This is a genomic window from Rhizobium aethiopicum, assembly GCF_900094625.1.
In the GTDB taxonomy this organism is placed as follows: Bacteria; Pseudomonadota; Alphaproteobacteria; order Rhizobiales; family Rhizobiaceae; genus Rhizobium; species Rhizobium aethiopicum.
In genome coordinates this window covers 775,993-795,779 of record NZ_FMAJ01000001.1, presented here as the reverse complement: position 1 = coordinate 795,779, position 19,787 = coordinate 775,993, and the positions used below count along the sequence as shown (strand labels likewise).

The window sequence follows — 19,787 nt, the reverse complement described above, 5'->3', positions numbered from 1 at the left end:
AGGGCGTGGCCGAAACCGATATGGTTTCAAGAGCAGATCGACACAACCGCCGCATTGATGGCGCAATACGTTGCCGGCTCCTTGCCCGATCCGGCGCGGGTGCTCGTCCGCTCCCATCTCGAAATGCAGCCGGACAATTGCGGGGGTGAACGCCCTCGAAACTGCTGCCCGGAGAGGCGCTGGAAAGCACGTCGGAAACAGCCATTGCCGACCACGAGCGGCGGCTTGCGGCAGTCTCTTCCTCCGCCTCTCCGGACTCTGAGCCGCAGCCGGCCAGGAGACCCCAAAATGCCGGCGATCCGGCTGACCGGCTCCTTCCGTCAGATGATTGGCGACCTGATCGGCTGAAAGCAGCCACAATGGTGTGATAGAGGCATAAATCCGGGAGACGCAAAAACTTCCGGACCTGTTTTCGTGGTGGTCAGGCAGAGCCGGAGGAACATGTCATGCGTGATTTCATCGCCCGTCCCGAACATGGAATCGTCTGGATCTCGGGCGCGAGCTCCGGCATCGGCCGGGCCCTTGCGTTGAAGCTTGCCGACGAAGGATACAAGGTCGCCGTCACCGCCAGAAGCCACGAAAAGCTGGTCGAGCTGCAGGGCGAAGCCAGCGGCCTTTCCGGCAGCATTATCGTTCTCGACGGTGACGTCAGCGATGCCGAGGACATGGAACATGTCCTGGCGTCCATCGAATATGAGCATGGCACGCTGGGCATGGCGATCCTCAATGCCGGCGTCTGCCTGCCTGTTCATGCCGAGGAGCTGGACCGCGCCGATTTCGAAAAGAGCTTTGCCGTCAATCTGTCGGGCGTCGTCAACTGTCTGTTGCCGGCCATCCGCCATATGAAGGCGAAAGGGCAGGGACAGATTGCCATCGTCTCCTGCGTCACCGGCTATGGCGGCCTGCCGGCGGGGGCTGCCTATGGCGCCACTAAGGCGGCTTTGATCAACATGGCCGAAAGCCTCAAATTCGACCTCGACAAGATGGGCATCCGCATTCAGCTCGTCAGCCCGGGTTTCGTTGATACGTCGGCAACGGGGACGAACGCCTTTCCCATGCTGACGCCGATGTCGGCCGCGGAGGCCGCCCGCCAGGTTGCCGCCGGGCTGAAATCGCAGGCTTTCGAGATCGCTTTCCCCAGGCGCTCCACCACGATGATGAAGCTGGCGCGTCTGCTCCCTTATGGCGCCTACTTCCCACTGGTGAACCGTGTGACCGGCTGGCGACAACGGCCTCCGCTGGCTGGTCGCCACCCGGCGACACCCCACCCTGCGGAATGATCAACGGCGCGAGAACACGACCTGGCGCACATCGACATTACAGGCGCGGAAGCCGGCCTCGCAGTAAAATAGATAGAATTCCCAGAGCCGCTTGAAGCGCTCGTCGAAACCCATCGAGCGGATACGTTCCCAGACCGAGCGGAAGCGCTCGCGCCATTCGGCAAGCGTGCGGGCGTAGTCGAGCCCGAAGCCAAAGTCCCTGACCAGTGACAGGTCAACCTTGCTGGCGAGCTTGGCCAGATGATTGCGCGTCGGCAGCATGCCGCCGGGAAAGACGTATTTCTGGATGAAGTCGGGATTGCTGCGATACTGATCGAAGGCTCTTCGGGCCGAATGGTGATGATTTGCAGGCCAGCCTTGCCGCCAGCTTCTCGGGGCGGCCTCCGGCCGTTGCACTTTGAACGCTAATGTTATTCCGCCGCATCCGCAAGCCGGCCGGGCCGGCGATTGCCGGCGTGCGCGCCGGGTGATTATCACCGCAGGGTGTTTTCATCGCTGCCGCAACATGAAAAAGGCCGGCGTAGGCCGGCCTTTTCCGAGCGTGGCGCGCTTTCGCGCGATGTGTTTGGAAGGTGGCGATTGCCTGCTCAGTTGTCGTATTCGCGGCAGGCTTCGCTGATCGATGCGCCGCTCTGACCGCCGCGCGTGTCGACACCGGACCCCTGCTGCGGCATTCCGGCGCATTCCATCGTCTGCGGCCGGCCGATGCTCTGTGTCGTGGTCGGATCGACGGGCGCGACCTGGACCGGACGCATACCGTTGTCACTGTTGGTGTAATCGGAAGAATAGTTGCCCGAAGTTGGATCGGTCGAGCCGCCATTCGTCGGTCCGATGGGATCCGGATTCGACTGGGCAAAGGCTGACGACGCCATGCCGATCGCGAGCAGCGAAGCGGCGATAAGGGATTTGGTCATGAGGATATCCTCCTTTGATTTGCATCATGGATGACCTCTTGGTAACCACCTCAAGGAACCATTGTTCCGAGATTTTTGAAAAACCTGCACGCGAACCTTGCACCGATTTGATCGCTACCTCGGGGACGGTGGCCTTCTCAAGTCTCGCAAACTGTGCAGCGTCGATGTCCTTCCGAGACTTGCAAAACGCAGCGATTTGCCGTTTCATCGGCGACAGCAACACCCATCTCACACGCCTCCTAACGAGATCCGCCCTTGTGCACGCCGATGCCCCGTGGCTTCGAGAAGCCCTATCCGCCTTCCTCTTCGATATGGACGGTACCATCCTCAATTCGATCCTCGCCGCCGAGCGTGTTTGGAGCGAATGGGCAAGACGCCATGGGCTCGATGTCGCTGCCTTCCTGCCGAAGATGCACGGATCGCGCGGCATTGACACGATCACCCGGCTGAACCTGCCGGGCGTCGATCCCGAACACGAGGCAAGGCTGGTGACCGAGGCCGAAATCGCCGATGTCGGCGATGTCGTTGCCATTCCGGGCGCAGCCTCTTTCCTCAGTTCGTTGCCGCCGGATCGCTGGGCGATCGTCACTTCTTCGCCGTTACGTCTTGCCCGCCGCCGGCTGGAAGCGGCTGGCCTGCCGCTGCCGAAATTCATGGTGACGGCGGAGGACGTGACGGTCGGCAAACCCGATCCGCAATGTTATATTCTCGGTGCCGAACGCCTCGGTGTCAGCACGCAGGATTGTCTGGTGTTCGAGGATGTCGCAGCCGGCATCAAGGCCGGCGAGGGGGCGGGCGCCGATGTCATGGTCGTGACGGCAACACATCATGCTAAGGTGGAGACGCCGCATCCGACGATCTCTTCCTATGACGAAATCTCGGTCCGCATCTCAGCCGACTACAAAATGCTCGTCGTCCCGAACGCGGTCTGACACGCGAGCCGCTCGCATCCGCGTCGTTTGCCTCTGCGCGTTCACTCCGCCGCTGCGGCCAGGCAGCGATCGATGATCCTGCCGATTTCGCTGCGGCAGGAGCCACAATTGGTGCCGGCGCTCGTTTCCTTGCCGACCGCCTCGACGCTGTGGCATCCGCCACGCACGGCGGCAGCGATTTGATTGACCCCTACGCTGAAGCAGGAGCAGACGGTGGCACCCGGATCCGGCCGGCCGGCGCCGGGGCGACCTGCGACCAGCGCAAAGCGTTTCCTGAGGTCGCCATGCGCGGCGGTGAGTTGCGAGATCGCCCAGTTTCTGGCGACGGCAACCGGCTCGCGGGCGAGGAACAGTGCGGCAAGCAGGGTCTCGCCATCGAAAAAGGCGAGCCTGAGGTCCCCGGACTGGCGGTCGGCGTAACCGAGTGGTTCGATCTCGGCCGGAATGGCGAAAACCGTCCGGCACCAGGCGACCCAGTCTTCGACCGGTTCGCTGAAAGCAAGCTCCAGCCTCCAGCCGCCGACAGCTTTCGCCAGCGCCCAATAGTCGGCGTCGGGCGTGGCAGGTTTTACGGCCGACACGGCGAAACCGTAATGGGTGGCGCCGAAGGGCCGGACCGCGACGGCAACGTTCTTCGACGCCGGCTGGCCGGACAGCGGATCGGTGATCGGCGCGACCACGGCGTCGATCCGCGCTTTTGCCGCGAACTGGTCGTTCCAGTGCATCGGCGCGAAGATGCCGCCGCGCGCTTGCCGGTCGGTCACGAGCGCCCGCACGATCGCCTTGCCGTGGGGGCTTTCAATCTCGACGAGACCGGCGCTTGATATACCGCTCTCGATCGCATCGCGCGGATGGATCTCGGCAAAGGGCTCGGCGATGTGGGCGGAGAGCCGGGCGCTTTTTCCGGTCCGTGTCATCGTATGCCACTGATCGCGGATGCGCCCTGTGTTGAGGGTGAAGGGGAAATCGGCATTGGTGCGATCGGTTGCCGGCGGTTTCACTGCAACAAAACGCGCCTTGCCATCGGGATGGAAGAAGCCGCCTTCGGCGAAGAACCGGGTAATGCCGGGGGCTGTCCCTGCCGGTTGCGGCCATTGAAAAGGTAATAGCGCATCATAAGCGTCGCCGCTGATGCCGGCGCGCGCACCGATGTCGAAATCGCGGCTGCCATTGTTTTCGAAGGCCGAAAGCGCTGCATGCTCCGCGAAGATTTCGGCCGGCGCATCCAAGTCGAAGGCGGCGCCGAATCCCATACGGCGTCCGACCTCCGCAAGCTGCCACCAATCGGCCCTGGCATCGCCCGGAACGTCAAGAAACGGCCGCTGCCTGGAAATCCGCCGTTCGGAATTGGTGACGGTGCCGTTCTTCTCGCCCCAGCCAAGCGAGGGCAGAAGCACATGCGCGTGCCTGGTCGTATCCGTCTCTTTCAGGATGTCGGACACGACGACGAAGGGACAGGCCGCGATCGCGCGTTCGACGCTGTCGGCGTCCGGCATCGAAACGACGGGATTGGTCGCCATGACCCAGAGCGCCTTGATGCGCCCGTCGGCCACGGCGCGGAACATGTCGACGGCCTTCAGGCCGGGTTGTGCGGCGATGACCGGAGACTTCCAGAAGCGTTGCACGCGGTCGCGGTCTTGCGGATTCTCGATCGCCATATGGGCGGCGAGCATATTGGCGAGGCCGCCGACCTCGCGCCCGCCCATGGCGTTCGGCTGGCCGGTCAGTGAGAACGGTCCCATGCCGGAGCGGCCGATGCGGCCGGTCGCCAGATGGCAGTTGAGGATGGCGTTGACCTTGTCGGTGCCGGAGGAGGATTGGTTGACGCCCTGGCTGTAGCAGGTGACGACTTTCTCCGTTATCTCGAATAGGCGGAAAAACTCCCTGATCTGCATGGCCGGCAGGCCAGTCCGTTCCAGGAGATCGTTGAAATCAACCGCTGTTGCGGCCGCGAAAGCGTCGCCGAAACCTTCCGTATGAGCGGCGATATAGTTCTGGTCTATCGCCGGGCTCGTCGCAAGATGCGCAAGCAGCCCCATGAACAGCGCGACGTCGCTGTCCGGCCGGATTGCCAAGTGCAGGTCGGCGATGTCGCATGTCATCGTCCGGCGCGGATCGATAACCACGATACGCATGTTTGGCCGCGCCGCCTTTGCTGCGGCAAGCCGCTGGTAGATGACGGGATGGCACCAGGCAAGGTTGGAACCGGTCAGGACCACCAAGTCGGCGAGTTCGATGTCCTCATAGGTTCCCGGAACCGTATCGGCGCCGAAGGCACGACGATGTCCCGCGACGGACGAGGACATGCAGAGCCTGGAATTGGTGTCGATGTTGGCCGAGCCAATGAAGCCCTTCATCAGCTTATTGGCGATGTAATAGTCTTCGGTCAGCAACTGGCCGGAGACGTAGAAGGCAACCGAATCCGGCCCATGTTCGGCGATCGCTTCGGAAAAACGCCGGGCAACGAGATCAAGCGCCTCGTCCCAGCCGCTCCTTTCCCCTGATATTTCGGGGTAGAGAAGCCGGCCGTCGAGATCGATGGTTTCGGCGAGCGCCGACCCCTTCGAGCAGAGCCGGCCGAAATTCGACGGATGCTCGGGATCACCCTTGACGCTCACTGCGCCTGCCTCATCGACTGTGGCGACAACGCCGCAGCCGACGCCACAATAGGGACAGGTGGTCTTGACCTCTGTCGTCATCTATTCCGCCGCCATCATCAGGCTTTCGAGCGCGATGAAGAGAGCGCCGTCCTCATTGCGGACCGGTATTGTCCGCACCGCGCCCTCGTCGGCTCCGAGCGCCTTACCGGTTTCGAGTGAGATCACCCAGTTGTGCAGCGGGCAGGTGACTGCCTTGGCATGCACGATGCCCTGGGACAGCGGGCCGCCTTTGTGCGGGCAGTGGTCCTCTATGGCGAAGACCTCATTTTCCGCCGTGCGGAAGACAGCGATCTTGCCCTGCGGCGTCTTCACGCAACGCGCCCCGCGCAAGGGGATGTCGGAGATGTCACCGATCGGGTGCCAGTTTTCATTGGGCCAATTCATGTCCATCTCCTTACTCTGCTGCCTGCGGATAGCCGATCGTCGCCATCGGCTTGAATTCATGCTTGTCCTTGCCGGAGACGCGCTCCGACCAGGGGTCGACCTGGGCAAATTTCTGGGAGAAGACGAAACGGCCGTAATAGGCCTGGCGCTTCTCGGCATCGTCCATGATCTGGCGGCGGATTTCCTCTAGGCCGATGCGTTTGGCCCATTTGTAGATGCGCTCGAGGTAACGGGCCTGCTCGCGATACATCTGCGTCAGCGCCACGATATGCTCCAGCGCCTCGTCCTCGGTCTTCACAAGCCCGAGCACCTCAGTGCCCTTGATGTCGAGACCGGCCGCACCGGCGAAGTGGATTTCGAAACCGGAATCGACGCAAATGACGCCGATATCCTTGCAGGTTGCCTCGGCGCAATTGCGCGGGCAGCCGGACACGGCCATCTTCAGCTTGGCCGGCGTCCAGGAGCCCCACATGAATTTCTCGATGCGGATGCCGAGACCGGTGGAATCCTGAGTACCGAAGCGACACCAGTCCGAACCCACACAAGTCTTTACCGTGCGCAGGCCCTTGGCATAGGCCTGGCCGGAGACGAAGCCGGCTTTGCCGAGATCGGCCCAGACGGCGGGCAGGTCTTCCTTCTCGATGCCGAGCAGGTCGATGCGCTGGCCGCCCGTCACCTTCACCATCGGGATCTCGAACTTGTCGACGACATCGGCGATGGCGCGCAGCTCGTTCGAATTGGTAACGCCGCCCCACATGCGCGGCACGACCGAATAGGTACCGTCCTTCTGAATGTTGGCGTGTACGCGCTCGTTGATGAAACGGGACTGATAGTCATCGGCATATTCGTCCGGCCAGTCGCAGACGAGGTAATAGTTGAGCGCCGGCCGACATTTGGCGCAGCCGCAGGAGGTCTTCCATTCCAGCTCCTGCATGACGGCAGGGATAGACTTCAGCCCCTTCGCCTTGATCAGCCGGCGGACGTCGTCATGGCCGAGTTCGGTGCAGGTGCACATCGGCTGGACGGCGGCCGGGTTGTAGCTGTCGCCAAGCGTCAGTGCCATCAGTTGTTCGACGAGACCGGTGCAGGAGCCGCACGAGGCCGACGCCTTCGTATGGGCGCGCACGTCGTCGAGCGACGTCAGTCCCTTGCCCGTGATCGTCGAAGTGATCTTTCCCTTGCATACGCCGTTGCAGCCACAGATCTCCGCGTCATCCGGCAAGGCTGCAACGGCCGCCATAGGGTCCAGCGGCGACCCTCCTTGATAGGCCTGACCGAAGATCAGCGTCTCGCGCATCTCCGAAATATCGGTCGCCTTTTTCTTCAGGTCGTTGAACCAGGCGCCGTCGGCGGTTTCGCCGTAAAGGACGGTGCCGATGATCTTGTTGTCCTTCAGCACAAGGCGTTTGTAGACACCGGCGCTGGCATCGCGCAGCACGATCTCCTCGCGGTCGTCGCCATCGGCGAAATCACCGAGCGAATAGAGCTCGATGCCGGTGACCTTCAGTTTCGTCGGCGTGTCCGCATGGACGAAGGCCGGCGAACGATCGCCGGAGAGATGTGCAGCGGCGATACGGGCCATCTCGTAAAGCGGGGCGACGAGGCCGTAGACCATGCCGCCAACTTCGGCGCATTCGCCGAGCGCGAAGATATCGCCATCCGAGGTCTGCATGCCGGCATCGACGACAATGCCGCGATTGACTGCAAGGCCGGCATCCTTCGCCAGACCGACACTGGGACGAATGCCGACGGCCATCACCACAAGCGTTGCCGGAATGATGCGGCCGTCATCGAGCTCGATGCCCTCGACCTTGCCGTTGCCGACGATCGCCTTGGTATTGGCCTTGCAAATAACCTTGATGCCGCGTTCCTCGACCGCCTTTTGCAGGAGATAGCCGGCGGCCGGATCGAGCTGGCGCTCCATCAGCGTCGGCATGACGTGCAGCACGGTGACGTCCATGCCGCGCTGGGCAAGACCGGCCGCCGCTTCGAGGCCGAGGAGGCCGCCGCCGATGACGACGGCCTTCTCGCGTGACTGTGCGGCGAGCAGCATTGCCTGCACGTCGTCGAGGTCGCGATAGGTGATGACGCCGGGCAGATCCTTGCCGGGAACCGGGATGATGAAGGGCACCGAACCGGTGGCGATCACCAGCTTGTCGTAGCTTTCGGTGACGCCGTGGTCGGAGGTGACCGTTTTGGCGGCGCGATCGATGTTGACGATCCTGTGGCCCTTATAGAGGGTGATGCCATGCTTGATGTACCAGCCGTCACCATGAATGATGATCTGCTCGTAGTCCTTTTCGCCGGAGAGAACCGGCGACAGCATGATGCGGTCGTAGTTGACGCGCGGCTCGGCGTTGAAGATCGTGACTTCATAGCGTCCCGGCGCCTGCTCGAAGAGGTGCTCCAGCATGCGCCCGGGCGCCATGCCATTGCCGATGATAACGAGTTTTTCAGTCATATTTTACAGTCCTTGGATCAGGTTGCTGCCACGGGCGAAGAGTGCCCTTGGCGCGACAATTGCTTGACGGACAGATGCATCCAGATGAGCGAGATCGCCACGATCGCGAAGAGCAGCAGGAAGCAGCTGGACCAAAGGCCGGTCATGTCCTTGAGGAGGCCGAAGGCGATCGGAAGAATGAAGCCGCCGAGACCGCCCATCATCCCGACGATGCCGCCGACAGCGCCCACACTATCGGGGTAATAGGCCGGAATGTGCTTGTAGACGGCAGCCTTGCCGAGGCTCATGAAGAAGCCGAGCACGAAGATAACGGCGATGAAGATAACAGGCGTGATGGCCGAAGCCGGCAGCGACAGGATGAGGGTGGCGACGGCCGACACGGCAAACATCGCATACATGACGCTGCGCGCCCCTTTCTTGTCCGACAGCACACCGCCGAAGGCGCGGAAGATGCTGCCCGGGATCGAGTAGGCGGCTGCGATCATGCCGGCCGTTTCCAGGTTGAAGCCGTAGACGCCGACGAGATAGCGCGGCAGCCACAGGGACAGGGCGACGAAGCCGCCGAAGGCGAAGAAATAATAGAGCGAGAAGCGCCACACCTGGACGTTCTGCAGCGGCGCGAATTCCTCGGCAAAACTCTTCGAGGCGGCGCCGCGTTCGCGGCGAAGACGGAAGGCCGGATCATCTGTAGTTGTGAACCAGAAGACGATGGCCATCAGCACCAGGCCGACGGCCCAGATCTGCGCAACCGCCTGCCATCCCCATGCGATCAGCACGAACGGAGCCGCGAATTTGGTCACTGCCGCGCCGACATTGCCGGCGCCGAAGATGCCGAGCGCCGTTCCCTGCTTCTCGGCCGGGAAGAAAGGCGAGATATAGGCGACACCGACCGCGAAGGAGCCGCCGGCAAGGCCGACACCGAGGCCGGCCATCAGCATCTGCGTGTAAGTTTGGGCATAGGAAAGCAGGAAAGTCGCCAATGCGGCGGCAAGCATTGTCAGCGTATAAACGAGACGGCCACCGTAACGTCCCGTCCAGATGCCGAGAACGATTCGAACCACCGAACCGGTGAGCACGGGGGTGCCGATCAGCAGGCCGAACTCGGCCTCGTTCAACCCGAGTTCCTGTTTGATGCGGATGCCAATGATCGCGAAGATCGTCCAGACGGCAAAACAGAGGGTGAAGGCCACTGTGGAAATCCATAGTGCTTTGGCTGGTTCGCTGGCGGACATGGGCTGCGCTTTCTCGATGGCAGACATAGCTTCTCCGCGGCCCGACAAGGTCGTGCCGATCCATTGCTGGGGGTTAAAACAAAAAGCCGCTGGTCAGGACGCGCTTGCACGAGGCGCGCGAAAAATCCTGTTCAGCGGCTTTGCTGGTGGCGCCCGCCGTTGGGCGCCCAATCATTGGCCTTCCGGCCCTATCTATTCAGAGCAATCCGAATACCGGTTGCTGAACTTTTGATCCGCTACGACTTACTTCACGCCGCACCGTGATCCGGTATCTTCTAGGAGCGCTTGCGTGCTCATTCTGCGCCGATCGCCGTTGATCCGTGCGCTACTAGCAATGCAAACACCGTGCCAGATTTTCAGTGTCGCTTCAACGCGTTGAAATAAAACCATTTTTCTGGGAACTTTGCTTCTGCCCGTTTTTCAGGCGAACTGCGGAGATGCAAATCTTTTGTGCGTCGCGATAGGGTGGGCGTCGATCGGTGCTGGCGTTTTGTGCAGACCGGCTCGCCATCAGATATCGTCGTTGCCGGAGATGAGGGGCAGGGCGCTCCTGACGGCAAAGCCTGCGATATAATCCGGCAGTTCTGCAGGATCGAAGACCTTGCCATCCATGAAGCGGTCGCCCTCTTCGCCGCCCTCGACGCGAATATCGGCGTCGACAGGCGCGTTATCGTCGCCAAGAGCCGCGCGGTAGAGATCCGGGCGATAGGCGGAGGTGGCGGCCCGCGCCTTGTTGAGGCTGGTCTGCGCCTGCCCCCAGCGGATCATCTGGCTGTATATCCACAGAGCGTGGCTCGGCCTCGGATAATTGGCGAAGCCGGAATGGAACTGGAAATAATCGGGAATGATGCGCCGATTGCTCCTGGCATCGAGGTTGAATTCGCCGGCGAGGACGCTGCGGATGATATTTACCGGGGCGGCGATGTAACGTGGATCGGCAAGGGCCGCCGCGAGCGCGTCGTGATTGTCCGACCGGTCGCACCAGCGCGCGGCCGCATCGAGCGCCACGACCAACCTGGACACGGTTTCGGGGTGGCTTTCGGCCCAATCCGGCCGCATGCCGATCACCTTTTCGGGCGCCGAGGGCCAAATATCCTGCTTGGCGGCGACAATACGGCCGAGGCCACGCTCAGATGCAACCATATTCCACGGGGCGCCGACGCAGAATCCGTCGATCGCACCGGCCGCCAGCGCGTCGGACGTCATGGGTGGCGGCACGACGACGAGCTTGACGTCCTTGTCGGGGTCGATGCCGCCTGCCGCCAGCCAGTAACGGAATTCGTAATTGTGGGAAGAGAAAGGATAGGTAACCCCAAAGGTCGCCAGCGGCTCTTCGCGCGCCTTCATTGCTGCCAGTGTCTTTGCCAGCGCGCGGGCATTGTCGAGCGCACCTGCCGTTTCCGGCAAGCCGGCGTCCTCGCGCATCCTCTCGAAGAGCCGAGCTGACAGGGTGATGGCATTGCCGCCGCGCCCCAGCGAGAATGGCGTGATGGTCGGCGAGGGGTTGGAGCCGAGGCCGAGCATCGACGCGACGGGCATCGGCGAAAGCATATGGGCGATGTCGAATTGGCGAAACGCCAGGCGGTCGCGAACATTTGCCCAGGAGACGTCCTTGACGAGATCGAGCGTCAGGCCTTCTTTCCGTGCAAAGCCGAATTCTGCCGCCGCAATCAGAACCGATGCATCGACAAGCGGAATGAATCCGGCCCGCAGCACCTTCGCGCCTTCGTTGTTTACACGTGCGGGCAAGGGCAGCCCGCCGGAATTGGCGGTCTTCGTCATCATATCCACTCCGGTTTCCTCCGGAAATTTGCAATATCGGCCATTACATCAAAAGCCCCGCCGCGGTGACGACGCTCTGGGCGATTTCCGACATCTTCTTCTTTTCATTCATTGCCGTCTGGCGCAGCAGGGCGAAGGCCTCTTCCTCGGAAAGGCCGCGCATCTTCATGAGAATGCCTTTAGCGCGTTCAATGAGCTTGCGTTCTTCAAGCGCCGAGCGGGCATCTGCAAGCTCCCGCTGCAGCCGGCTGAAAGCATTGAAACGGCTGACGGCCATATCGAGGATCGGTTTGACGCGTTCCTTCTTTAATCCGTCGACAATATAGGCCGAGACGCCGGCTTCGACGGCGGCCTCGATCGACGCCGTATCGGAGCGATCGACAAACATCGCGATCGGGCGGCTGACAGTGCGCGTCAGTTGGAAAAGATGTTCCATCATGTCGCGGTTGGGATTTTCGATATCGATGATAATCACGTCGGGCATCAATGTTTCAATCGTCCGCGCGATGCCGTTCACCTCATGTACGACGGTGACGCGCGTATGCCCTGCCTCGCGCAGTCCTTCCTCGATGATGGAGGCGCGAATAGCATTTTCGTCGATTACCAGAATTGTCAGATCGCGATGCGTCATTGGTATATTTTGACGCGCTGCAGCAATTTTGGCAAGGTGTTCGCCTGAAAAATGTGCACGAACCAGTGCGCCTAAAAAATAGGCAAAATGGCGCAGTTTCAGGCGCGCAGCGAGCCGATATCTTCTTCATGCTAGCGGCGCTGGTCATGAGATTGGCGACAGCTGCGTCTTCTTTCATCGGGTAAAAATAATGCCGTAATAGGCCGGAAATCGGAAGGGCATACCTTCAGTTATCGTGGTATATGACTTAGTTAGATCTTGGGATGGGAAAGTCTTTACTTTCGGCCGGTGCGATTCCGATCGTCGCAATCTCGCGACCGCTTCCGGCGGGCGATCCCATGGCCACGATTTGAGATGGAAAACATTGAACACAAGGCTTGGAGGGCCGACCATGAGCTTACGTATCAACGATATTGCCCCCGATTTTACCGCCGACACCACACAGGGACCGGTCAGCTTCCATGACTGGATCGGCAACGGCTGGGCCGTGCTGTTTTCGCATCCGAAGAACTTCACACCTGTCTGCACGACCGAGCTAGGCGCCATGGCCGGCCTTGCCGGAGAGTTCGACAAGCGCGGCGTCAAGATCATCGGCATCTCCGTCGATCCGGTCGAAAGCCATGCCAAGTGGAAAGGTGACATCAAGACCGCAACTGGCTTCGATGTGGATTATCCCCTGATCGGCGATAAGGACCTGAAGGTCGCCAAGCTCTACGATATGCTGCCGGCTGGCGCGGGCGACAGCTCTGAAGGTCGCACACCCGCCGACAACGCAACGGTGCGCTCCGTCTTCATCATCGGTCCCGATAAGAAGATCAAGCTCATCCTGACCTATCCGATGACGACGGGACGCAATTTCAACGAGATCCTGCGCGCCATCGATTCCATTCAGCTGACGGCCAAGCACCAGGTGGCGACGCCGGCAAACTGGAATCAGGGCGAAGATGTCATCATCACCGCCGCCGTTTCCAACGAAGATGCGGTCACGCGTTTTGGCTCCTTCGATACGGTTCTGCCCTATCTCAGGAAGACGAAACAGCCGTCGGCCTGATCGCTGCTTCAAGCTTTTCCGAGCCGCCGCGGCCAATGGCCCGGCGGCTTTTTCGTGCGGTAAACGGAAATGGGGGAAGCTTCGCGCCTTTATTGATGCTATCTAGGATTGACGTCGCGATGGAAGTTGGAACCTGCTGAGATCCGATGATAAGGCGAAACTGTCAATCCGGCGTTGGGAAGACATCCGCGAAGGCTCTGCTTTCGCTCTGTTTTCTGTTTTCCGCCCTCGACAAGACAAAGGCGCAGCCGGAAGAGAGCGCTGCCGAGCCGGCTTGTCTCTATTCCGGGACGTCGGCCTCGGGAACGGGGGAAACGCTCTGCATCCGCAAGGAGAGCTTCAACCGCGACCTCTGCATCGCCATCGAGCATTTCGCCGAGGCAAATCGGTTGCCGCCGGATTATTTCGCCCGTCTCATCTGGCGGGAGAGCACCTTTCGCCCCGATGCCGTCAGCATCAAGGGCGCGCAGGGGATTGCGCAGTTCATGCCTGGAACAGCCAAACTCCGCGGTCTCGAAGACAGTTATCAGGCGCTGGAAGCCTTAAGGAAATCGGCGCAATATCTCGATGAACTGCGCAACCGTTTCGGCAATCTCGGCCTTGCCGCCGCTGCCTATAATGCCGGCGAAAACGGCCTCGCGACTTACCTCACATCAGGCAGGTTACCCTACGAGACGCGCAGCTACGTGATGGCGATCACCGCACACACGGTCGAGGAATGGAAGGACAATCCGCCTGAGGACGCGGCTGTCCCGCTCGACAAGGACAAGCCCTTCCTCGGCGGCTGCGTGGCGCTTGCCGATAGCCGAAGACTGAAGGACACGCCTTGGCGTCAGGAGGGCATCTGGGCTCCCTGGGGCGTACAGCTGGCGGCGAATCGCGACGTCGCGATGGCCCGGCGCATGTTTCGCGAGGCCGTGCAGGATCTGCCTGCGCCATTGAATGCGGAGCAGCCGCTGATCTTGCGCCAGCGCGATCGCAGCTTCGGGTTTCGCCCGCGTTATGCCGCCCGCATCTCCCGGCAAACACGCATGGAGGCCAACGACGTCTGCAACCAGATCCTCAAGCATGGCGGCACCTGCCTCGTTTTCAAGAACCAATAGCCGCGCCTGCTCGCCATTCGTGACGAAAAGTCTGCTTGCAGGATCGCCGGACGGCGCAGCATAGTCGAAGCGGATCATGGCATCGGGAGGGAAGGCAATGCGCGTCTTGGTCATTGGAGCAACGGGTCACGTCGGGACCTATCTCGTTCCCCGTCTGGCGGAGGCCGGTCACGACGTCGTGACGATCAGCCGCGGTGCGGCAAGGCCTTACACGGCAAACCGCGCCTGGGCCTCCGTCGATCAGCGGCAGATGGACCGGGCAGAGATGGAACGGCAGGGTGAGTTCGGCGCGGCCGTGCGGGCTGTGAAAGCCGATATCGTCATCGACATGATCTGCTTCACGCTGGAAAGCGCCGAGCAGCTGGTGACGGCCCTGTCAGGGCATGTCGGCCATTTCCTGCATACCGGTACGATCTGGACCCATGGATACCCGGTGGCCGTGCCGACACGGGAGGAGGCGCCAAAGTCTCCCTTCGGTGACTATGGCATCCAAAAGGCCGCGATCGAAACCTATTTGCTGCAGCAGGCAAGGCTTCGGGGTTTTCCGGCGACCATCATCCACCCCGGCCACATTGTCGGCCCCGGATGGGCGCCGCTCAATCCGGCCGGCAATTTTAACCTGCACGTCTTTTCGACGCTTGCCCGCGGGCAGGCCCTGGCGCTGCCCAATTTCGGGCTGGAGACCGTTCACCACGTCCATGCCGATGACGTAGCGGCGATGTTCATGGATGCGATCGCCAGTTGGAACGCATCCACTGGCGAAAGTTTCCACGCGGTATCGGAGCAGGCTGTGACGCTTCGCGGTTACGCCGAATCGGTATCGCGGTGGTTCGGGCGGGACCCGAAGCTCACCTTTGCGCCATTCGACGTCTGGGCGGAGGGCCAGACGGCGGAGGACGCGGAGGCGACATGGGAGCATATCGCCCGCAGTCCGAACTGCTCGATTGCCAAAGCCCAGCGCCTGCTCGGCTATACTCCGAGATATACCTCCCTGCAGGCGGTCCAGGAATCGGTCGGCTGGCTGGTCGGGCAGGGGCGGATCGAGACCTGACCGCTGACTGGTCGTTCATTAGAGCGGTTCAGCTTTTCACGGAAGCGCAGAACCGCTCTAAACTTTAGTCTTTACGCAATTCCGGACGGAAAACCGCTTCGCACTTTTCCTCGAATTGATCTATCTCAACGGATGAGGATTGCCCTGAAATCGTTGACATTGGTTCCGGTTGGGCCGGTCTCGAAGAGATCGCCGACAGTCTCGAACGCAGAATAGCTGTCGTTGCCGTCGAGCAGCCGGCGCGGATCGAGCCCGGCGGCGCGAAGACGCTTCACAGTGCCGCCATCGGCAAAGGCGCCGGCATTGTCTTCCGAGCCGTCAATCCCGTCCGTGTCGGCAGCCAGGACATGAATGCCGTCCTGTCCATCGATCGCGAGCGCCACGGCAAGGGCGAATTCGCCATTGCGGCCGCCTTTGCCGCCCTTTGCTCTCAGCGTCACCGTCGTCTCGCCGCCGGACAGGATGACCACCGGCTTCGCAAATGGCCTGTTCCGCCCCATGACCTCGCGGGCGATGGCCGCATGCACCAGCGCCACGTCACGCGATTCGCCTTCGATAGCATCTGAAAGAATTGCCGGCGCAATCCCTTGCGATTTCGCCTCGGCGGCCGCCGCCGCCAGCGAAACACCGGCAGAGGCGATGATGTGATGCTCGTGCCGCAGGAATACCGCATCGTCCGGCCGCGGCGCATCAGCCTTCGGCGAGTTCAGATGGTCGAGCGCGGCCTGCGGCAGCTGCAATCCATATTGCCTGATAATCTCGAGCGCTTCGTGCCGTGTCGAACCGTCAGGCACCGTCGGCCCGGACGCGACATGAGCCGGGTTGTCGCCGGGAATGTCGGAAACAATCAGACTGACGACTCTGGCTTTCGTCGCTGCCCCAAGTCTTCCGCCCTTGATGGTGGAGAGATGCTTGCGCACGACATTCATCGCCGAGATCGGCGCGCCCGAAGCAAGCAGCATTTCATTGAGCGCGATCTCATCTTCGAGGGTCAACCCCTCCGGCGGGGCGGGCAGCAGCGCCGAACCGCCGCCGCAGACCAGCGCGATCACCAGATCGTCTTCCGTTAGCCGGTTCACCGTTTCCACCAACCGCTTGGCCGCAATGAGCCCCGCAGCGTCGGGCACCGGATGGGCTGCTTCGACGATTTCGGTGAAGCGCGTTTTGCAGCCATAGCCGTATCGGGTGACCACCAGTCCCTCGAGCGGTCCGTCCCATAAGCGTTCGAGCGCCTGCGCCATCTGCGCCGCGCCCTTGCCGGCGCCGATCACGACAGTTCTTCCCTTCGGTTTCTCCGGCAGGTGCGATTTGATGCCTGTCAGCGGATCGGCGGCACGAACCGCCGCGTCGAACAGGCTTTTCAGGAAATCGCGGGGGGCGCTTGTCATCATCGTTGGTCTCTGCTGCCTCAAGGTGTCGATCATGTTGGAGACTGTCGGCGCATCGGCGTGGCGCCGTCAAGGCCGAAGATCAGGTGATCTGACGGCGGTGACGCAGAGTCTCGTCATTGAAAGAGGCGAACGAATAGAAAGCATTAACCATCGTCCCGTAGACAACACATAGCATCAAAGGAAACCTGTGTTCGATGGCCACTGAAACGCCCAGCCGCCCCGCCGCCTCTCATGAAGGCAAGGTTATTGCCTTTCCCTCCGCAACCGGAATTGCCAATATCGAGCGCTGCGCCCGAGAACTCGGGCGTCGGCACGGCGCGGACGCGATCGAATTCTGGAAGGCTGAGTGCCGCAGGCTTGCCGATCAGCTTATCGCTGCGGGAATGTCTGAGAGCGATGTCGGTCTGCGGGTGATGGAATTCCAACAAGATGTCCAGATCGAGCTCGTCCTCAGCCATCAGAAGCGGGCCGTTGCGAAATCGCAGAAACGCTGATTCTATCAACTGGCACTAGCCGCAGTCCTGGAAAACGGCGTTGGCGCGACGGCAGCCGAATGGCCGCCGATAATGCAAGCTCCGAAAGCCTGGAATATTCAACGGAGGGGCGCAGCATTCAGCTCGCGCCCCTTCTGATTCATCGGTTAGACCCGGGAAGTGACGATGAGATCTTCCTCTTCGTCGCGTTGCGATCCTCCTAGAGCTGCGGCCGCAGCGGCGATGAAAGCGCCGATCAGAAGCGACAAGGATCCAAGCAACGCCGTGGTCGAGGCGGTTTTGCGTGCCTCGTCGGCGGCTTTTTGGGTGGCGGCCTTGGCGTCGTCGATACGTTTCAGCACTGTATCAACGCGGGTGCGTGCATCGGCTTCGGAAAGACCGGTCCGCGCAGAGACGATGGTAGCGAGATAGGCTTTGTCGTCATCTGGAATTTGCCCTTCGGCAGCCCCATTGAGGAGGATGCGGGAGACTTCCGATGTTGCCGCAGCATCGTTGGATGTCGCTGCCGCACGCGCCTGGTCTGGACGCAGCAACGCGTCGGTGAAATAGCCGGTGGAAAGATCCAGCGGCGAAGTTGGCGACGATGCTGCTGCCGTACCGGCGGCCACGGCAGTCGAGCCTACGGCTTGGGCGGCCGATCCCACCGCCTGTGCACCGACACCAGCGAGCGATGTCAGCGACGATGCGAGAAACCCGGCGACAAAGATCGTCGCCAGAGCCCAGCTTATGAAACCATGCGCGGTGTCTCGGAAGAAGACCTCATCCGTATGGACAGCCGCCCATTTTGTGCGCAGGCGGCCGGTAACATAACCTCCGAGCGCGGAGGAGAGCCATTGCACGAGAACGAGCCAGATCGCCGCTGTGATGCCGAGTGTGCCGAGCGAACTGCTTTGTCCTGACCAGGGTGACACCATCGTCAGCCCAAGTCCGGATCCCAGAAGCAGAAGGATGAGGGTCACTCCGATGGCGGCGGCTGCGCCACCAAAGATGGGTCCCCACGTCATGGCGGATTTGGAGGATTCGACCGGAGTAGCAACCTCTCCGGAACCTGTCATTGATACCGACATGATCCGTTCCTATCGCATAAACAGAGCCAGAAGAATGATGATAGGCAGTGGAACACCGAGCAGCCAAAGTAGAATACCGCGACCCATGAGAGACCTCCTGTCAAAGGCGACGTTACGTGGTTGATGCCACACAACTTTTAAGCACGACGTTTGTTCCCGGCCGGTGGAACGGTCGGTTTGAAATGCGCGCGTTCCGATCAATCGCGGGGCAGCATTTGAAGGAGCAGCAGATTGCCGGAGCGGTTGCCGCATTCGTGGCAGCGGAGGCGTCTGGCCAGATTGGCGAGAGACAGGTCGTGGCCGCAGCGCCGGGCAATATCCCGCCGGTCGATAAAGGTTTGGTGGCGGCATGCGTGGCAACGGGCGTAAATGACGAACCACTCCGCTAACGTCGCCAGCGTTGTCTTTTCGATTTCAACGGCATGGCGATCAGGGGGCGCGACGCCGATGCTGCGGCGATGTTTCATGGTCCTTTGAAAGTCGTTGTGTGTTCACATGCCATGCTGCGGCTCTCGCCCTTATCTATCAGGGCAAGCTGAAGTCTGAGATGATGGCAGTCCAGCAGCAGCGTCGTAATGGCGGCACGAATGTCCCCCTGATGAAAAGCGACAACTGCGTCCACTTCTCCTCTCAAAGTTTCTTCTGCCAATTTCTCGGCTGTCTGCGGACGCACGACCTCGATCTCCTCCAGAGCTTTCCAACCGGACCTTCTTTAGATGTTCCTATTATGTTCCGGTTTGCGTCCGAGTCAAGAACGATGGCGTTTCCGCGCATCGTTCATTTCATCACCCGAGGCGGCATAAGGGGAGGTTCCTGTACGCTTTCGAACTGAAACAATCGCGGCGGGCCTTTGTTTGCTGCCTATCGGCAATGAGAAGCTAGGAGGATACCCAATGCTTCTGAGAATGATCGCAGTAACAGCAATCTCGATTGGCCTGGCAACGTCGGCAATGGCCCAATCGGGCGGCGGCTCGGGCAGCGGTAGCAGCGGCGGAACGTCAGGTTCCGGCAGCGGCACCACGTCTGGTACGGATACTACGGGTTCTGGCAACACCAATTCCGGCGGAACGGGAGCAAATACGACTATCGGCGCCGGCACGACCGATACAAACGGCTCCGGCGGCGATCCGAACGATTGCCAGCGCCAGCAGGCTGGCGGTACCGGCAATCCGGCCCCCACTTCCGGCAATAGCTCGACACAACCCGATGCGGCAAATGCGTGCCAATGAAAGCTCGTACCGCTTCATCAACTTGCCCCGGAAGTCAGACTGCTTCCGGGGCACATGCGTCGGGTGCTTTCCGGTAACGCCGCGGGAATAGCCTGGCGATATCCGCCTATGCGCGCAGAATTTAT

The 19,787-nt window shown here is 61.2% G+C and carries 18 protein-coding genes and 3 pseudogenes; 9 read left to right on the top strand and 12 right to left on the bottom strand.

Translation table 11 applies throughout. The features are described from left to right. Positions 1-5: 5 nt before the first annotated feature. Both GA0061105_RS33240 and GA0061105_RS04035 read left to right on the top strand, forming a co-directional pair. Positions 6-293, top strand: a pseudogene (locus GA0061105_RS33240) (cupin domain-containing protein); the annotation flags it as partial. Positions 294-446: 153 nt separating this feature from the next. Further along, a complete protein-coding gene (locus GA0061105_RS04035) occupies positions 447-1,280 on the top strand; it encodes an SDR family NAD(P)-dependent oxidoreductase (RefSeq protein WP_092748128.1) in 834 nt (277 codons plus the stop codon). Here GA0061105_RS04035 and GA0061105_RS04030 read toward each other — a convergent pair. Together GA0061105_RS04030 and GA0061105_RS04025 are read right to left on the bottom strand one after the other, a co-directional pair. Next, positions 1,281-1,645: pseudogene (locus tag GA0061105_RS04030) on the bottom strand (class I SAM-dependent methyltransferase); the annotation flags it as partial. Positions 1,646-1,867: 222 nt separating this feature from the next. Beyond that, complete coding sequence (locus tag GA0061105_RS04025) at positions 1,868-2,194, bottom strand: hypothetical protein (RefSeq protein WP_064696100.1); 327 nt, start codon at positions 2,192-2,194, stop codon at positions 1,868-1,870. A 255-nt stretch (positions 2,195-2,449) separates the two neighbouring features. On the opposite strand from GA0061105_RS04025, the pseudogene GA0061105_RS04020 reads away from it, so the two are divergent. Then, positions 2,450-3,126, top strand: a pseudogene (locus tag GA0061105_RS04020) (HAD family hydrolase). Positions 3,127-3,167: 41 nt separating this feature from the next. On the opposite strand, the gene GA0061105_RS04015 reads toward GA0061105_RS04020, so the two are convergent. From GA0061105_RS04015 to GA0061105_RS04000, 4 genes are read right to left on the bottom strand one after another with little or no spacing between them, the layout of a single operon-like run. Further along, on the bottom strand, positions 3,168-5,825 hold the full coding sequence (locus tag GA0061105_RS04015) for a nitrate reductase (protein WP_092748126.1): 2,658 nt from the start codon (positions 5,823-5,825) through the stop codon (positions 3,168-3,170). Continuing rightward, positions 5,826-6,176, bottom strand: coding sequence for a nitrite reductase small subunit NirD (nirD, locus tag GA0061105_RS04010; protein WP_064696098.1), 351 nt, complete (start codon positions 6,174-6,176; stop codon positions 5,826-5,828). Positions 6,177-6,180: 4 nt separating this feature from the next. After that, complete coding sequence (nirB, locus tag GA0061105_RS04005; RefSeq protein ID WP_092748124.1) at positions 6,181-8,631, bottom strand: nitrite reductase large subunit NirB; 2,451 nt, start codon at positions 8,629-8,631, stop codon at positions 6,181-6,183. 17 nt (positions 8,632-8,648) lie between these two features. Beyond that, complete coding sequence (locus GA0061105_RS04000) at positions 8,649-9,890, bottom strand: MFS transporter (protein ID WP_092748122.1); 1,242 nt, start codon at positions 9,888-9,890, stop codon at positions 8,649-8,651. Here GA0061105_RS04000 and GA0061105_RS32750 point away from each other — a divergent pair. Continuing rightward, positions 9,775-10,095, top strand: coding sequence for a hypothetical protein (locus GA0061105_RS32750; RefSeq protein ID WP_167358496.1), 321 nt, complete (start codon positions 9,775-9,777; stop codon positions 10,093-10,095). The genes GA0061105_RS04000 and GA0061105_RS32750 overlap by 116 nt on opposite strands. A gap of 278 nt (positions 10,096-10,373) precedes the next feature. Here the strand turns inward: GA0061105_RS32750 and GA0061105_RS03995 are convergent, their stop codons facing one another. Together GA0061105_RS03995 and GA0061105_RS03990 are read right to left on the bottom strand one after the other, a co-directional pair. Continuing rightward, positions 10,374-11,654, bottom strand: a complete 1,281-nt coding sequence (locus GA0061105_RS03995) for a CmpA/NrtA family ABC transporter substrate-binding protein (protein ID WP_208601617.1) — start codon at positions 11,652-11,654, stop codon at positions 10,374-10,376. Between the two features lie 34 nt (positions 11,655-11,688). Further along, positions 11,689-12,276 (bottom strand): ANTAR domain-containing response regulator, encoded by a 588-nt coding sequence (locus tag GA0061105_RS03990; protein WP_092748118.1) that lies wholly within the window; start codon positions 12,274-12,276, stop codon positions 11,689-11,691. A 391-nt stretch (positions 12,277-12,667) separates the two neighbouring features. On the opposite strand from GA0061105_RS03990, the gene GA0061105_RS03985 reads away from it, so the two are divergent. The 3 genes from GA0061105_RS03985 to GA0061105_RS03975 all read left to right on the top strand — a co-directional run bounded on the left by GA0061105_RS03985 (position 12,668) and on the right by GA0061105_RS03975 (position 15,481). After that, positions 12,668-13,327, top strand: a complete 660-nt coding sequence (locus tag GA0061105_RS03985) for a peroxiredoxin (protein ID WP_064696093.1) — start codon at positions 12,668-12,670, stop codon at positions 13,325-13,327. A 146-nt stretch (positions 13,328-13,473) separates the two neighbouring features. Continuing rightward, on the top strand, positions 13,474-14,430 hold the full coding sequence (locus tag GA0061105_RS03980; RefSeq protein WP_092748116.1) for a lytic transglycosylase domain-containing protein: 957 nt from the start codon (positions 13,474-13,476) through the stop codon (positions 14,428-14,430). A gap of 97 nt (positions 14,431-14,527) precedes the next feature. Then, entirely contained in the window at positions 14,528-15,481 is a 954-nt protein-coding gene (locus tag GA0061105_RS03975) for an NAD-dependent epimerase/dehydratase family protein (RefSeq protein WP_092748114.1), read from the top strand. Between the two features lie 125 nt (positions 15,482-15,606). Here GA0061105_RS03975 and GA0061105_RS03970 read toward each other — a convergent pair whose 3' ends face one another. Next, positions 15,607-16,872, bottom strand: a complete 1,266-nt coding sequence (locus GA0061105_RS03970; protein ID WP_064696091.1) for a glycerate kinase type-2 family protein — start codon at positions 16,870-16,872, stop codon at positions 15,607-15,609. A gap of 194 nt (positions 16,873-17,066) precedes the next feature. Here GA0061105_RS03970 and GA0061105_RS03965 point away from each other — a divergent pair, with 194 nt between their 5' ends. Continuing rightward, on the top strand, positions 17,067-17,366 hold the full coding sequence (locus GA0061105_RS03965; protein ID WP_064696090.1) for a DUF6074 family protein: 300 nt from the start codon (positions 17,067-17,069) through the stop codon (positions 17,364-17,366). 146 nt (positions 17,367-17,512) lie between these two features. Here GA0061105_RS03965 and GA0061105_RS03960 read toward each other — a convergent pair whose 3' ends face one another. The 3 genes from GA0061105_RS03960 to GA0061105_RS03950 all read right to left on the bottom strand — a co-directional run bounded on the left by GA0061105_RS03960 (position 17,513) and on the right by GA0061105_RS03950 (position 19,106). Further along, a complete protein-coding gene (locus GA0061105_RS03960) occupies positions 17,513-18,433 on the bottom strand; it encodes a hypothetical protein (RefSeq protein WP_064696089.1) in 921 nt (306 codons plus the stop codon). A 197-nt stretch (positions 18,434-18,630) separates the two neighbouring features. Continuing rightward, a complete protein-coding gene (locus GA0061105_RS03955) occupies positions 18,631-18,900 on the bottom strand; it encodes a hypothetical protein (protein ID WP_064696088.1) in 270 nt (89 codons plus the stop codon). Continuing rightward, positions 18,897-19,106: a hypothetical protein gene (locus GA0061105_RS03950; protein ID WP_208601616.1), complete on the bottom strand. Its 210-nt coding sequence runs from the start codon at positions 19,104-19,106 to the stop codon at positions 18,897-18,899. Before GA0061105_RS03950 ends, GA0061105_RS03955 begins: the two co-directional genes overlap by 4 nt. 220 nt (positions 19,107-19,326) lie before the next feature. On the opposite strand from GA0061105_RS03950, the gene GA0061105_RS03945 reads away from it, so the two are divergent. Continuing rightward, the gene (locus tag GA0061105_RS03945; RefSeq protein ID WP_064696086.1) at positions 19,327-19,662 is read left to right on the top strand and encodes a hypothetical protein; all 336 of its coding nucleotides are present in this window, start codon (positions 19,327-19,329) and stop codon (positions 19,660-19,662) included. Positions 19,663-19,787: the final 125 nt, after the last annotated feature.

What these genes read in the sequence shown, in the direction of transcription:
- GA0061105_RS03975 (WP_092748114.1), top strand. Translation starts at nt 14,528, where the DNA reads ATGCGCGTCTTGGTCATTGGAGCAACGGGTCACGTCGGGACCTATCTC.
- GA0061105_RS03960 (WP_064696089.1), bottom strand. Translation starts at nt 18,433, where the DNA reads ATGTCGGTATCAATGACAGGTTCCGGAGAGGTTGCTACTCCGGTCGAA.
- GA0061105_RS04015 (WP_092748126.1), bottom strand. Translation starts at nt 5,825, where the DNA reads ATGACGACAGAGGTCAAGACCACCTGTCCCTATTGTGGCGTCGGCTGC.
- GA0061105_RS04000 (WP_092748122.1), bottom strand. Translation starts at nt 9,890, where the DNA reads ATGTCTGCCATCGAGAAAGCGCAGCCCATGTCCGCCAGCGAACCAGCC.
- GA0061105_RS03955 (WP_064696088.1), bottom strand. Translation starts at nt 18,900, where the DNA reads ATGAAACATCGCCGCAGCATCGGCGTCGCGCCCCCTGATCGCCATGCC.
- GA0061105_RS03945 (WP_064696086.1), top strand. Translation starts at nt 19,327, where the DNA reads ATGCTTCTGAGAATGATCGCAGTAACAGCAATCTCGATTGGCCTGGCA.
- GA0061105_RS04025 (WP_064696100.1), bottom strand. Translation starts at nt 2,194, where the DNA reads ATGACCAAATCCCTTATCGCCGCTTCGCTGCTCGCGATCGGCATGGCG.
- GA0061105_RS32750 (WP_167358496.1), top strand. Translation starts at nt 9,775, where the DNA reads ATGATCGCGAAGATCGTCCAGACGGCAAAACAGAGGGTGAAGGCCACT.
- GA0061105_RS04035 (WP_092748128.1), top strand. Translation starts at nt 447, where the DNA reads ATGCGTGATTTCATCGCCCGTCCCGAACATGGAATCGTCTGGATCTCG.
- GA0061105_RS03980 (WP_092748116.1), top strand. Translation starts at nt 13,474, where the DNA reads ATGATAAGGCGAAACTGTCAATCCGGCGTTGGGAAGACATCCGCGAAG.
- GA0061105_RS03965 (WP_064696090.1), top strand. Translation starts at nt 17,067, where the DNA reads ATGGCCACTGAAACGCCCAGCCGCCCCGCCGCCTCTCATGAAGGCAAG.
- nirB (WP_092748124.1), bottom strand. Translation starts at nt 8,631, where the DNA reads ATGACTGAAAAACTCGTTATCATCGGCAATGGCATGGCGCCCGGGCGC.
- GA0061105_RS03990 (WP_092748118.1), bottom strand. Translation starts at nt 12,276, where the DNA reads ATGACGCATCGCGATCTGACAATTCTGGTAATCGACGAAAATGCTATT.
- GA0061105_RS03970 (WP_064696091.1), bottom strand. Translation starts at nt 16,872, where the DNA reads ATGATGACAAGCGCCCCCCGCGATTTCCTGAAAAGCCTGTTCGACGCG.
- GA0061105_RS03985 (WP_064696093.1), top strand. Translation starts at nt 12,668, where the DNA reads ATGAGCTTACGTATCAACGATATTGCCCCCGATTTTACCGCCGACACC.
- nirD (WP_064696098.1), bottom strand. Translation starts at nt 6,176, where the DNA reads ATGGACATGAATTGGCCCAATGAAAACTGGCACCCGATCGGTGACATC.